At 69.8% G+C, this 12,151-nt stretch carries 13 protein-coding genes; 7 read left to right on the plus strand and 6 right to left on the minus strand.

The window, feature by feature from the left end:
• Positions 1–182: 182 nt before the first annotated feature.
• The gene (locus tag ASE01_RS23670; protein ID WP_056758784.1) at positions 183–788 is read right to left on the minus strand and encodes a cob(I)yrinic acid a,c-diamide adenosyltransferase; all 606 of its coding nucleotides are present in this window, start codon (positions 786–788) and stop codon (positions 183–185) included.
• A gap of 140 nt (positions 789–928) precedes the next feature.
• Here ASE01_RS23670 and ASE01_RS23675 point away from each other — a divergent pair, with 140 nt between their 5' ends.
• The 4 genes from ASE01_RS23675 (at position 929) to ASE01_RS23690 (ending at position 4,330) form a co-directional block, all read left to right on the plus strand.
• Positions 929–1,276: an STAS domain-containing protein gene (locus tag ASE01_RS23675; RefSeq protein ID WP_056758915.1), complete on the plus strand. Its 348-nt coding sequence runs from the start codon at positions 929–931 to the stop codon at positions 1,274–1,276.
• 82 nt (positions 1,277–1,358) lie between these two features.
• On the plus strand, positions 1,359–3,392 hold the full coding sequence (locus tag ASE01_RS23680; RefSeq protein WP_056758788.1) for a protein meaA: 2,034 nt from the start codon (positions 1,359–1,361) through the stop codon (positions 3,390–3,392).
• Positions 3,393–3,578: 186 nt separating this feature from the next.
• Positions 3,579–3,785, plus strand: a complete 207-nt coding sequence (locus ASE01_RS23685; protein ID WP_056758792.1) for a hypothetical protein — start codon at positions 3,579–3,581, stop codon at positions 3,783–3,785.
• Between the two features lie 20 nt (positions 3,786–3,805).
• On the plus strand, positions 3,806–4,330 hold the full coding sequence (locus tag ASE01_RS23690) for a ferritin (protein ID WP_056758795.1): 525 nt from the start codon (positions 3,806–3,808) through the stop codon (positions 4,328–4,330).
• An 8-nt stretch (positions 4,331–4,338) separates the two neighbouring features.
• Here the strand turns inward: ASE01_RS23690 and ASE01_RS24185 are convergent, their stop codons facing one another.
• Positions 4,339–4,938, minus strand: coding sequence for a DUF952 domain-containing protein (locus tag ASE01_RS24185; RefSeq protein ID WP_082606361.1), 600 nt, complete (start codon positions 4,936–4,938; stop codon positions 4,339–4,341).
• A 56-nt stretch (positions 4,939–4,994) separates the two neighbouring features.
• Positions 4,995–5,693, minus strand: a complete 699-nt coding sequence (gene nucS, locus ASE01_RS23700; protein WP_082606362.1) for an endonuclease NucS — start codon at positions 5,691–5,693, stop codon at positions 4,995–4,997.
• A 162-nt stretch (positions 5,694–5,855) separates the two neighbouring features.
• Between nucS and ASE01_RS23705 the strand changes: the two genes are divergently transcribed.
• Both ASE01_RS23705 and ASE01_RS23710 read left to right on the plus strand, forming a co-directional pair.
• A complete protein-coding gene (locus ASE01_RS23705; RefSeq protein ID WP_056758804.1) occupies positions 5,856–7,022 on the plus strand; it encodes a 3-hydroxyacyl-CoA dehydrogenase NAD-binding domain-containing protein in 1,167 nt (388 codons plus the stop codon).
• A 65-nt stretch (positions 7,023–7,087) separates the two neighbouring features.
• The gene (locus ASE01_RS23710; RefSeq protein ID WP_056758808.1) at positions 7,088–7,870 is read left to right on the plus strand and encodes an alpha/beta fold hydrolase; all 783 of its coding nucleotides are present in this window, start codon (positions 7,088–7,090) and stop codon (positions 7,868–7,870) included.
• 65 nt (positions 7,871–7,935) lie between these two features.
• On the opposite strand, the gene ASE01_RS23715 is transcribed toward ASE01_RS23710, so the two are convergent.
• Complete coding sequence (locus tag ASE01_RS23715; protein WP_056758811.1) at positions 7,936–8,481, minus strand: CGNR zinc finger domain-containing protein; 546 nt, start codon at positions 8,479–8,481, stop codon at positions 7,936–7,938.
• A gap of 39 nt (positions 8,482–8,520) precedes the next feature.
• Between ASE01_RS23715 and ASE01_RS23720 the strand changes: the two genes are divergently transcribed.
• On the plus strand, positions 8,521–9,486 hold the full coding sequence (locus ASE01_RS23720) for an EamA family transporter (RefSeq protein WP_056758814.1): 966 nt from the start codon (positions 8,521–8,523) through the stop codon (positions 9,484–9,486).
• 9 nt (positions 9,487–9,495) lie between these two features.
• Here the strand turns inward: ASE01_RS23720 and ASE01_RS23725 are convergent, their stop codons facing one another.
• Both ASE01_RS23725 and ASE01_RS23730 read right to left on the minus strand, forming a co-directional pair.
• Positions 9,496–10,623 (minus strand): AI-2E family transporter, encoded by a 1,128-nt coding sequence (locus ASE01_RS23725; RefSeq protein ID WP_056758817.1) that lies wholly within the window; start codon positions 10,621–10,623, stop codon positions 9,496–9,498.
• Positions 10,620–11,885: a hypothetical protein gene (locus ASE01_RS23730; RefSeq protein WP_157537805.1), complete on the minus strand. Its 1,266-nt coding sequence runs from the start codon at positions 11,883–11,885 to the stop codon at positions 10,620–10,622. Before ASE01_RS23730 ends, ASE01_RS23725 begins: the two co-directional genes overlap by 4 nt.
• Between the last annotated feature and the right edge of the window lie 266 nt (positions 11,886–12,151).

The raw sequence follows: 12,151 nt of genomic DNA on the forward strand, positions 1-12,151 counted from the left end.
GACGGGTCCCGCATCCATCCACAGGCCGCCTCGGTGGTCGAGGAGGTCGCGCAGCGAGCGTCACGAGACCCGGCGAGATGGTGCCGGGACTCCGCCCTTGTCACGGGCTCGGGTCTCGAGACGCGTCGCTCAGCCCCTCGCTCCGCAGCGGACCTGAGCCGACGCTCCTCGACCTTCGGCCGTCACCCTCGGCCTCGTTCCTCGGCCGAGGCGGCCTCGCGCTCACCGCCCGGCACCCAGAGCACGTCGCCCTGGGCGCGATTGGCGTGACGGGCGAGGATGAAGACCAGGTCGGAGAGCCGGTTCAGGTAGGTGATGGCGAGCTTGTTCATGACCTCGCCGTGGACCTCGTACGCCGCCCACGCGCCGCGCTCGGCCCGACGGATGACCGTGCGGGCGACGTGCAGGTGGGCGGCCCCCGCGGTGCCGCCGTTGAGGATGAAGGACCGCAGGTTCGGGAGCTGGTCGTTGTAGAGGTCGCACCAGCCCTCGAGCCGGTCGACGTACTCCTGCTCGATGCGCAGCGGGGGGTACTCCGGGTCGGCGACGACCGGGGTGCACAGGTCGGCGCCCACGTCGAAGAGGTCGTTCTGGACGTGGGTGAGGACCGCGACGACGTCGTCCTCGAGGCCGCCGGTGGCGAGCGCAACGCCGAGATGGGCGTTCGCCTCGTCGACATCGGCGTAGGCGAGGAGCCGGAGGTCGGTCTTCGTCGTGACGCTCATGTCGCCGAGACGGGTCTCGCCGGCGTCGCCGGTCCGGGTGTAGATGCGCGTCAGGTTGACCATGCGGGCGAGCGTACTGCCGACACGCTCGGAAATTTTCAGGGACTCGATGCAACCGAATCGGGTACCCGAGCGTCATGGTGGGTAGGGAGGGCCGCGAAACGGTCCCGTTCTCGGGAGGCGAGATGGACACGATGGACGCGATGCGTACTGCGGGAGTCACCATCACCACGGACGTGCAGGCGCAGGGCGCCGTGCTCGTGCTCACCGGTGACCTGGACGTGCGCAGCACCAGCGAGCTCCGGACCGCGATCTACGAGCACCTGCGGGTCCACGGGTCCTACACCGATGGCCAGGTCCTGCTCGACATCAGCGGGGTCCACTCGGTCGATGCCACGGCCCTCAAGGTCCTCGCCGCTGCCAGCCGCCGGGCCCGCCGGCACGGAGGCCGTGTCGTGCTGCGCGGAGCCTGCCCCGCCGTACGCCGGATGCTGCACCTGACCCACCTGATCCGGCTGATCGAGCTCGAACGGCTTCCGATCTCCGCGTGAGCAGCGGGCCGTTGTGGAGAACCCCACATCGGACGGCGTTACCAATCGGTAGCAATCGGCCTAGTCTTCGGACATGAGCTCGATGCCTGACGCCGCAGCCACCCCCGAGAAGGCCTCCCGCACCAAGGACCGACCCTGGGTGATGCGGACCTACGCAGGCCACTCCACCGCGGAGGCGTCGAACACGCTGTACCGCACCAACCTCGCCAAGGGGCAGACCGGCCTCTCGGTGGCCTTCGACCTGCCGACGCAGACCGGGTACGACCCCGACTCGATCATGTCGCGCGGCGAGGTCGGCAAGGTCGGCGTTCCCGTCCCGCACCTGGGCGAGATGCGCAAGCTCTTCGACCAGATCCCGCTCACGGACATGAACACCTCGATGACGATCAACGCCGTCGCGATGTGGATGCTCGCGATGTACCAGGTCGCCGCGGAGGAGCAGAACCCCGACCTCGCCCCGTCGGAGGTCGCCCACAAGCTCGCCGGCACGACTCAGAACGACATCATCAAGGAGTACCTCTCCCGCGGGACCTACGTGTTCCCGCCCGAGCACTCCCTGCGGCTGATCGCGGACATGATCGCCTACACGGTCCACGAGATCCCGAAGTGGAATCCGATCAACATCTGCAGCTACCACCTGCAGGAGGCCGGCGCGACGCCGGTGCAGGAGATCGCCTACGCGATGTGCACCGCCATCGCCGTGCTCGACCAGGTCAAGGCCTCTGGCCAGGTCTCCGAGGACGACTTCGAGAAGGTCGTCGGCCGGATCTCCTTCTTCGTCAACGCCGGCGTGCGCTTCGTCGAGGAGATGTGCAAGATGCGCGCCTTCGTCGAGCTGTGGGACGAGATCACCCGTGAGCGCTACGGCGTCCAGGACGCCAAGATGCGCCGCTTCCGCTACGGCGTGCAGGTCAACAGCCTCGGCCTGACCGAGGCGCAACCGGAGAACAACGTCCAGCGGATCGTGCTCGAGATGCTGGCCGTGACCCTGTCCAAGGGTGCCCGCGCCCGTGCGGTGCAGCTGCCCGCGTGGAACGAGGCCCTCGGCCTGCCGCGCCCGTGGGACCAGCAGTGGTCGCTGCGTCTCCAGCAGGTCCTCGCCTTCGAGTCCGACCTGCTCGAGTACGAGGACATCTTCGACGGATCGCCCGTCATCGAGGCGAAGGTCGCCGAGCTCGTCGCCGGGGCGAAGGCCGAGATGGACCGGGTCCAGGCCATGGGTGGCGCGATCGCGGCGGTCGAGTCCGGCTACATGAAGCAGGAACTCGTCTCCGCGCACGCTGCCCGCCGGGGCCGGATCGAGAACGGCGAGGAGATCATCGTCGGCGTCAACCGCTACGAGACCACCGAGCCCTCGCCGCTGACCGCCAACCTCGACGACGCGATCATGGCCGCCGACCCGAAGGCGGAGGCCTCCGCGCTCGAGTCGATGCGGGCATGGAAGGAGCAGCGGGACGAGGCTGCCGTGCAGGCTGCCCTCGAGGCTGTCGCCGCCACTGCGAAGACCGAGCAGAACCTCATGGCCGCGACCCTCGACGCCGTCCGCGCCGGAGCCACGACGGGTGAGTGGGCCGCGACGCTGCGCGAGGTCTTCGGTGAGTTCCGCGCCCCGACCGGTGTCGCCGGTGCCGTGGGCGTCGCCGAGGCCGGTGCCGAGCTGACCGCGGTTCGCGAGGCGGTCCAGCGGACCGGCGACGAGCTCGGTGGCCGACTGCGGCTGCTGGTCGGCAAGCCCGGACTCGACGGGCACTCGAACGGCGCCGAGCAGGTCGCCGTACGCGCTCGGGATGCGGGCTTCGAGGTCATCTACCAGGGCATCCGGCTGACGCCCGAGCAGATCGTCGCGGCAGCGGTGTCCGAGGACGTCCACTGCGTCGGCCTCTCGATCCTCTCCGGCTCCCACATGGAGCTGGTGCCCGCCGTGCTGGACGGACTGCGCGAGGCCGGCATGGACGACGTCCCGGTGATCGTCGGCGGGATCATCCCCGACTCCGACGGCAAGGCGCTGATCGAGCGGGGCGTCGCGGCGGTCTACACCCCGAAGGACTTCGGCCTGACCGAGATCATGGGCGGCATCGTCACGGTCATCCGCAAGGCCAACGACCTGCCCGACTGAGTCACACTGGTCGACCTCCCTCGCCGGGAGGGTGACCTCGAGCTCGTTCGCATCGGCCCATGCGGGCGATGTCCCACGGTTCGGGGCCCAGCCGAGCCGCGACGTCCCCGAGCCAGTGCGGCGGACCACATGTGACAGCGATCACCTCGGTTAGGTCTGCCTAGCCTCATCGCCTATCCTCGTGCTGTGGGCAAGGACAAGAAGAAGTCGAAGGGGACGGTGCGCAAGCTCCCCAAGACGAAGTGCTGCGTCTCGAAGTCGCGCTGCGGTCGCTGCCCCATTCGCATGCTCAAGGAAGGCACCCTCCCTGAGGGCTACACCGTCAAGAAGCGCGTCCTGGTGCGCGCGGACGGCAAGAAGGTCTCGAAGAAGTCGCTGCAGAAGGCTGCCTGAACGGGCACTAGGCTGATCGCATGGCTGCCCCCCGATTCACCGACCAGCTCAACGCGCAGATCGGCAACGAGTTCGCCGCGCACAACCAGTACCTCGCGTGCGCTGTCTACTACGACGCCCTGACGATGCCGCAGATGGCCTCGTTCTTCTACGCGCAGGCGCTCGAGGAGCGCGAGCACGCCATGATGATGGTGCAGTACCTCCTCGACACCGACGCGGACGTGTCGATCCCCGGGGTGGAGGCTCCCGAGTCGTCCTTCGCGGACATCACTGCTCCGATCGCCCTGGCGCTCGCGCAGGAGAAGAAGGTCACCGAGCAGATCTACGGACTGCTCCGGATCGCGCGCGAGGCGAGCGACTTCGCCTCCGAGCAGTTCATGCAGTGGTTCATCAAGGAGCAGGTCGAGGAGGTCGCCACCATGAACGACCTGCTCGCCGTGGTGACCCGCAGCAAGGACGACATCAACGCGATCGAGGACTGGGTCGCCCGGGAGCAGGGTGCCGGTGCCACCGACCCGACCGCCCCGGCGGCCGCAGGAGCCTGAAGCCCCGCTCAGGCGGCCCGAATGTGGCGGCGGCGGTAGAGCGCGACGGCGGCGACGCCGCCGATGGCCATGCCCAGCATGCCGCCGATGCCGGTCCCTCCGGCGTCGGTGACGGCCAGGCCCAGCACCGCGCCGGCCACCCCGAACGCGATCACCACGCAGAGCAGCGACAGGTTGAAGAACATCTCGCGGAAGTAGACGCGGGTGAAGCTCTCGTCCGGTTGCTCTGACGTCGTCGGTCGTGCCCGGGTGGCCGTGGCCGGTGCGGTCGTCGCCGGGGTCCGCTGCTGGTCGAGGGGGATCGCCTTCACGACCGCCGAGACGGGAAGCCGCCCGTAGATGTGGGGGAAGGTCTCGCTCGCGCTCGGCGCCGGGAGCTCCTCGACGACGGGTACGTCGAGCAGGTCGGTGTCGATGTGGAGCAGCACCAGCGGTTCGGTGACGTCGGCGTAGTACCGGTCCCGGACCTTGGTCCACTGGTCGGCCCGGCTGGCGTGGATGTAGCCCTCCTCGGCCAGGGTGCGGCCACGGGTGGACGTCGTGTACTCACCGACCTCTTGCGCGTGGGCCCATTCCGAGGCCAGGGCGAGATGGAAGATGGTGGCCATGGGCGCGATCTTGCCAGTCGGACCTCAGGACGGGTCCTCGAGTCGGTGGGCCGAGGTCAGAACAACCGGTCGGTCGGGTCGTCCAGGCCGCGCAGGGCGTCGTAGTCGACGACCGCGCAACTGATTCCGCGGTCCTCGGCGAGCACGCGTGCCTGGGGCTTGATCTCCTGGGCGGCGAAGATGCCGCGCACGACTCCCTTGCCGGTCAGCAGGGGGTCGCGGTTGAGGAGCTCGAGGTAGCGGGTGAGCTGCTCGACCCCGTCGATGTCGCCGCGCCTCTTGATCTCGACCGCGACGCTGAGCCCGCCGTCGTCGCGGCACATCAGGTCGACCGGTCCGATCGCCGTGGGGAACTCCCGACGGACGAGGGTGAGGCCGGGGGAGAGGGTGGCGGGGTGCTCGGCGAGCAGCTCCTGCAGGTGCTTCTCGACGCCGTCCTTCTGCAGGCCGGGGTCGATGCCCAGGTCGTGGGAGGAGTCGTGCAGGAGCTCCTCGATGAGGATCCGCAGGGTGTCCGGGGTGGCGCCCTTGGCCGCCTTCGCGGTCACCGTCCACTCGACCTGGCCGTCCTCGGTGGTCCCCTCACGCACCGTGCACGGCGGTGACATCCAGTTCAGCGGCTTGTAGGAGCCGCCGTCGGAGTGCACGAGCACCGATCCGTCGGACTTGAGCATGAGCACCCGGGTCGCCATCGGGAGATGGGCGGTCAACCGGCCTGCATAGTCCACCTGGCAGCGCGCCACGACGAGTCTCACGAGCGAGGAATCTACCGTCCGGTCCGGAGCGGTCGCGCGAGGCCCGTCCGCGGGCCGCCGTACCACTGCCGCGGGACCCGGTTCCTGTGACCTCCGTCTCGATCTGTCCAGATGGTTACTCACTGGTAGCCAGAGGGTCCCGGGACTGCCAGAATCCGGGCCATGACTTCGAGCGAGCAGATCTTCAACACCTTGGTGCTGCCGTACCTCAACCACGCGGTGCGCACCTACGAGTCGGGCTACGCCTCGGTGAGCGACATCGACGCCGCCATGCGTTTCGGCTGCGGCTACCCCAAGGGTCCGCTGAGTGTCGTCGACGAGATCGGTGCGGCCCGGGTCCGCGACCTCCTCGCCGCGCGGTACGCCGAGACCGGCGACCACCTGCACCAGCCGGCCGACCTGCTGGAGAAGCTCGTCGCTGACGGCCGCACCTTCGCCGACGAGGCTGCTGCCGCGGGCGAGAGCGCCGCGCCGACCTTCAAGCACGACATCGGCAAGGTCGGCGTCGTCGGCACCGGCACGATGGCCTCGGGCATCGTCCAGGTCTTCGCCCAGGCCGGGTACGACGTCGTCTACGTCGGCCGCAGCCAGGACAAGCTCGACGGCGTCGTCGGCTACATCACCAAGAACCTCGACCGGGCCATCGCCAAGGGCAAGGGCACCGAGGACGACAAGGCTGCCCTGCTGGGTCGCCTGACGGGTTCGACCGAGCGCGAGGCGCTCGGCGACGTCGACATCGTGGTCGAGGCGATCGCCGAGGACCTCGACATCAAGCTCCAGCTGTTCGCCGACCTCGACCGGATCGCCAAGCCCGGCGCGATCCTCGCGACGACGACGTCCTCGCTGCCGATCACCAGGCTCGGCGAGGCGACCTCCCGCCCGGGCGACGTCATCGGCATGCACTTCTTCAACCCCGCTCCGGTCATGAAGCTGGTCGAGATCATCACGACGCCGGCCACCTCCGCCGAGGTCGACGAGAGCGTGCGCGCGCTGACCGCCAACGTGGGCAAGGTCGGCGTCTCGGCGGGCGACCGCTCGGGCTTCATCGTCAACCTTCTGCTCTTCCCCTACCTCAACGACGCCATCAAGCTGGCCGAGGGTGGCGAGGAGCTCGCGACGATCGACGCTGCCATCAAGGAGACCGCGTCCTTCCCGATGGGCCCGTTCGAGCTGCTCGACGTGGTCGGCAACGACGTGTCGCTGGCGATCCAGAAGGAGCTCTTCGGCGAGTTCGGCGAGGCGGGGTTCGAGCCGGCCAAGACGCTGGTGGCGAAGGTCGAGGCCGGTGAGCTCGGTCGCAAGACCAAGCAGGGCTTCCACACCTACTGAGCAGAGGTCCTGGCCGTCTCGGTAGGCTCGATCCGCTCGCTACTCGACGGACGGACGCGGACGTGATGCTTCACCACACGGCTCTCGGCACCACCGGGAGCCGTGTGGTCTTCCTCCACGGGCTCTTCGGGCAGGGCAAGAACTGGACCGGGGTCGCCAAGCAGCTCTCCGGGGAGCACCGGGTCGAGCTGATCGACCTGCCGCACCACGGCCGGTCCGACTGGCCCGACCGCTTCGACTTCGTCGAGAGCGCCGAGCTGGTCGCCGCGAGCATCCCGGACGACGAGCCGGTGACGCTGGTGGGTCACTCGCTGGGCGGCAAGGTCGCGATGGTGCTCTCGCTGCTGCATCCCGAGCGGGTCGAACGTCTGTGCGTCGCCGACATCTCGCCCGTCGCCTATCCTGCCGGGCGCGAGTTCCCCGGCTACTTCGCCGCGATGCGCGGCATGGATCTCGGCGAGGTCCGGCAGCGCTCCGACGCGGACCGGCTGCTCGAGCCCGCTGTGGCGGACACGACGGTGCGTTCGTTCCTGTTGCAGAACCTGCGCCGGGACCCCTCGGCTCCCCACGGCTGGAGCTGGCAGGTCAACCTGGAGGTGCTCGAGCGCGACCTCCCGGTGATCGGCCAGTGGCCCGAGGCGCAGCTGGCCGACGCGGCGCCGTACGACGGACCAGTGCTCTGGCTCGCAGGGAGCCGATCGAGCTATGTCCTGCCGGACTACGACGCCGCGATGGACCGCCTGTTCCCGCGCAATCGCAAGGTCACCTTCAAGGACACCGGGCACTGGTTGCACTCCGAGCGCCCTGAGCTCTTCCTCGAGGTGCTGCGGCGGTTCCTCGGCGACTGACGCGTCGCGCCCGGCGCTTCACCAGATCGACGCGGCGTGCTCCGGGTGGTCGACGTGGGACGTCATCAGGAGCTGGCGTCCTCGGCCTGGCGGGCGCGGTACGCCGCCACTGCGTTGCGATTGCCACAGGTCACCGAGCAGAAGCGCTTGGAGCGGTTGCGGGACAGGTCCAGGACGATCCCCTCGCAGGCCTCGTCGGCGCAGATCGCGAGCCGGGACATCTCGTCGGCGCGGATCACGTCGATCATCGCCATGGCGGTCTCGACCAGGATCCGCTCGTCCCAGGGCTGGTCGTCGCCGATGGCGTGGAGATGCCAGTCGAGCCCGTCGTGGCGCATCAGCTGGGGGAGCGCCTGCGCCTGGCTCAGCATGTCGTTCACGAGCGTGACCGCGTCGTCGCGACTCGCGGTCAGCACAGCCCGCAGCTGCGGGATGGCGGCATGAACCCGAGCTGCCTCGTCGTCGTCGCCGTCGTGGCGACCGGTGTAGCCGAAGTCGGCGTAGAAGTCCCCGAGCTCGGCTGCTGTTCGCAGGGTGGCGGGATCGACCTCGGAGTTGACCAGGGTGACCGCGGCCTGGAGGGAGACGGCGGTGTCATGGGTGAAAACCACTTTGACAGGTTACCTCATCCTGATCTACGGTCATGAGTCATGACGACATTGACTCGTGACGCCCCGGTTCAGGTGCGCCGGGGAACCAGCACGGGTCTGACCTTCGCGCTCGTCTCGGCCACAGCGTTCGGCCTCTCGGGCGCCCTGGCCCGCCCGCTGCTCGACACGGGCTGGAGTGCCGGCGGCGTCGTCCTCCTGCGGATCGCGGTCGGGGCGCTCGCCGTGCTGCCGCTGGGCCTGGTGGCCATGCGCGGCCGGTGGCACCTGCTCGGACCGGCGCTTCCCACGCTGCTCCTGTACGGCGGCCTCGCGGTCGCCGGTGCCCAGTTCTGCTACTTCTCCGCGGTGCGCACGATGGAGGTCGGCCCAGCGCTGCTCATCGAGTACACCGCGCCCGCTGCGGTGGTGGTCTGGATGTGGCTGCGCCACGGCCAGCGGCCGGGGCGGGTCACCGTGCTCGGCGCGGTGGTCGCCGCCCTCGGCCTGCTGCTGGTCCTCGACCTGTTCTCCGGCGCCGACTTCGACCTGCGCGGGGCTGCCTGGGCGCTGGCCGCGATGGTGGGCGCCGCGGCCTACTTCGTGATCTCGGCGGACGACCGCAGCGGGTTGCCGCCGATGGCGCTGGCGACCGGGGGACTGGTCGTCGGCGGGCTCCTCCTCGGACTCCTCGGCCTGCTCCGGCTGATGCCGGTCGAGACCTCCTCGGCCCACGTCACCTATGCGGGCGTCGAGGTGGCGCCGTGGTTGGCAATCCTCGTGCTCGGCCTGGTGACGGCGGCCCTCGCCTACGGCACCGGGATCGCCGCGAGCCGTCGCCTGGGTTCGCGCCTCGCCTCGTTCGTCGCCCTCAGCGAGGTCGTCGCGGCCGTCCTGTGGGCGTGGGCCCTGCTGGGACAGCTCCCCGGACCCGTTCAGTTCGCCGGCGGCGCGCTGATCCTGCTCGGCGTGATCGGGGTCAAGGCCGGTGAGCGCAGCGTCGAGCGACCGGAGCCGGTCATCGTCTGAGGAGCACCGTCACCGCGCGTCCTGGCGTCTGACGACGACCTCGCGGATCACCAGCAGGATCGCCGCAGCGACCGGGATGGCGAGCAGTGCGCCCACCACGCCGAGCAGGGCGGTGCCGACCAGGGCGGCGATCACGATGACCGCGCCCGGCAGGTCCACCGACTTGCTCATCACCCGCGGGTAGATCACGTAGTTCTCGACCTGCTGGTAGATGACGTAGAAGATCACGCAGGCAACGCCGGTCCTGACGTCCGTGGCGAACGCGATCGACGAGACGATCACGGCGCCGAGCGTGGCGCCGATCATCGGGATCACGTCGAGCACCGCGACGACGAAGGCCAGCGCGACGGCGTACTCGGCCACCTCGGTGAAGCTCAGGAAGAGCAACGAGGTGAGACCGGCGCACAGGGCGACGAGGAAGGCCCCCGAGACGTAGCTCCCGATGTTGTGGATCACCTTGTCGCCCAGGCGGGAGACCCGGTCCCGGCGCGAGGCCGGGGCCAGCTTGTAGAGGGCGCCCGTCGTGGTCTTGAGCGAGGCCAGGAAGTAGAGCGTCAGGACGACGATCACGAAGAGGTTGAAGAGCGCAGAGATGATCTTGAGCCCGAAGCCGAGGGCTCCACCGAACAGTGCCGAGATGAAGTTCTCGTCGGTGATCTTCTCCTTGGCCTTGTCGAGGATGTGGTACTCCTCGTTCAGCTCCTGGATGCGCTTGTTCTCCTGGAGCTGGTCCAGCCAGCCGGGAGCGTTCTTGGTGATCGCAGAGATCTGGTCGCTGATGACCGGGACGATCGCCACGAGGAACAGCGCCACCGTGCCGAGCGCGAGGATGATGACCGCCGCGCACGCCAGGGAGCGACGCAGGCCGCGCCTCTCCAGGAACTCCACGGAGGGGTTGAGGCCCGCCGCGAGGAAGAACGACACGATCACGAGCATCAGCACCGAGCCGATGCCGAGGACCGCCTGGAACAGCCAGAAGGCCGTCAGTGCCCCGAGGGCGCCGATGAAGCCGTAGTAGAACGGCGAGCGCCGGTCGAAGGGTGCGCCCTGTTCGCCGTACGGCGACAGGTCACTCACCGGAGCAGGCGACGCCGGGTCGACGCCGCCGTGCTCGGTGACACCGTCGGCTGGGCTCAACTCTCGTCCTCGCCGAACCCGGCGACGAGGTCAGCAAGCGAGGACAGCTGAGCCGTGATGGCTGCGCGGCGCTTGGTGAGGCGGTCGAGCTCGGCACGCTTGGTGGCGATCTCGCGCTGGACCTCGGCGTCACCGCTGGTGGTGATCGCCTCGGCCTGGGTGCGGGCGGACACGATGATCTGCTCGGCCTCGCGCCGGGCGCGGACCAGCAGGCCCTCGGACTCGGTCTGCGCGGCGGCACGGTTCTCCGTCGCCTGCTTGCTGGCCTCGACGGCCCGGGCCTCGGCGGCGTTGGCCCGCTGCTCGGACTCCTCGACCAGGCGCCGGGTCTCGGCCACCGCGCTGGTGTGGTGGTCGGTCGCCTCGCGGGCGAGCCGCTCCTTCTCCACGGCGAGCGCGCGACGTGCTTCCTGCACCTCGCGGTCGACTCCGGCACGAGCCTGCTCGACCTCGCGCTGGGACTGGCTGCGGAGCTCGGACACCTCCTGCTGGGCGGCGAGCCGGAGCTGGTCGGCCTCGCGACGGGCGGACGCGCGGGCGTCCTCCGCCTCGCTCTTGGCCAGCGCCCGCTCCTGCTCGGCGTCGGTGAGGAGCCGCGTGCGGTTCTCCTCCAGCTCGCGCAGCTGGACGGCACGCATGTCGTCGGCCTCGCGGGCGGCCTCGGCGCGGATGGCCTTGGCGTCGCGCGTGGCCTGGTCGCGGATCTCGGCGGAGTCGGCCTCCGCGATGCTGCGGATCTCACCGGCCTCCTCCTCGGCGAGACGGAGCATCGCGCTCGCCCGGCCTCCCAGGCCTGCGTAGGACGGGTTGGCGGACTCGGCGAGCTCCTCGCGGATCCGCGCGACCTCCTGCTCGAGGTCGATCACGCGCTGCTCGGACTCGGTCAGGCTGGCGCCAAGGGTGGCCTTCTCGCTCGCGAGCTGGCGGATCTGGGCGTCGACGGCGTCGCGGTCGTAGCCGCCCTTGCGGACGATGGGCAGGCCGGGCGTCCCGGGGTTGGCGAATCCGGCCGGCCGGGGGGCGCCGGTCGGTGCGGGGCTCGCTGCCGGCGGGCGGGGCGAGGTCGCCGCGGCCCGGTCGGGCTGTGTGGGTGCCGGACGGTCGGAGGGGGCGCCCTGCGGTCGCGCAGGGGGCGTGGCCGCGGCCTTCACGACCGGGATGACCTGTGTGGGCTCGTCGTCTGCAGCCTTCGTCGTCACGGGGGTGGGCTCCTCGGTGGTGGTGGGCTCGTCGTCGAAGATGGACAGACCCTGGTCGCTCATGGGGATGAGCCTCCCTGGCTCTCGGGGGCGGTCATGGGGGACCTGCCCATGATCCCCGATGACCGAAGGGATTCCCACCCCGCCCCGCCAATGCGGACCACCGTCACCCGGGTGAAAAATGCCGCAGCGGGCCGACACAGGTGCCGGCCCGCTGCGTTCCCGCGCGATCAGATGCCGCGGAAGAGGTTGATCTTGTCGATGTGCTGGGCGCGGAGCTCGGCGTTCTTGACGCCGAGGCCCTCTTCGGGGGACAGGCACAGGACGCC

Source organism: Nocardioides sp. Root190, from assembly GCF_001428565.1.
Classification (GTDB): Bacteria; Actinomycetota; Actinomycetes; order Propionibacteriales; family Nocardioidaceae; genus Nocardioides.

Coding starts and splice junctions, on each gene's coding strand:
- ASE01_RS23710 (WP_056758808.1), top strand. CDS start 7,088: ATGCTTCACCACACGGCTCTCGGCACCACCGGGAGCCGTGTGGTCTTC.
- ASE01_RS23675 (WP_056758915.1), top strand. CDS start 929: ATGCGTACTGCGGGAGTCACCATCACCACGGACGTGCAGGCGCAGGGC.
- ASE01_RS23730 (WP_157537805.1), bottom strand. CDS start 11,885: ATGAGCGACCAGGGTCTGTCCATCTTCGACGACGAGCCCACCACCACC.
- ASE01_RS23705 (WP_056758804.1), top strand. CDS start 5,856: ATGACTTCGAGCGAGCAGATCTTCAACACCTTGGTGCTGCCGTACCTC.
- ASE01_RS23690 (WP_056758795.1), top strand. CDS start 3,806: ATGGCTGCCCCCCGATTCACCGACCAGCTCAACGCGCAGATCGGCAAC.
- ASE01_RS23670 (WP_056758784.1), bottom strand. CDS start 788: ATGGTCAACCTGACGCGCATCTACACCCGGACCGGCGACGCCGGCGAG.
- ASE01_RS23680 (WP_056758788.1), top strand. CDS start 1,359: ATGCCTGACGCCGCAGCCACCCCCGAGAAGGCCTCCCGCACCAAGGAC.
- ASE01_RS23720 (WP_056758814.1), top strand. CDS start 8,521: ATGACGACATTGACTCGTGACGCCCCGGTTCAGGTGCGCCGGGGAACC.
- ASE01_RS24185 (WP_082606361.1), bottom strand. CDS start 4,938: ATGGCCACCATCTTCCATCTCGCCCTGGCCTCGGAATGGGCCCACGCG.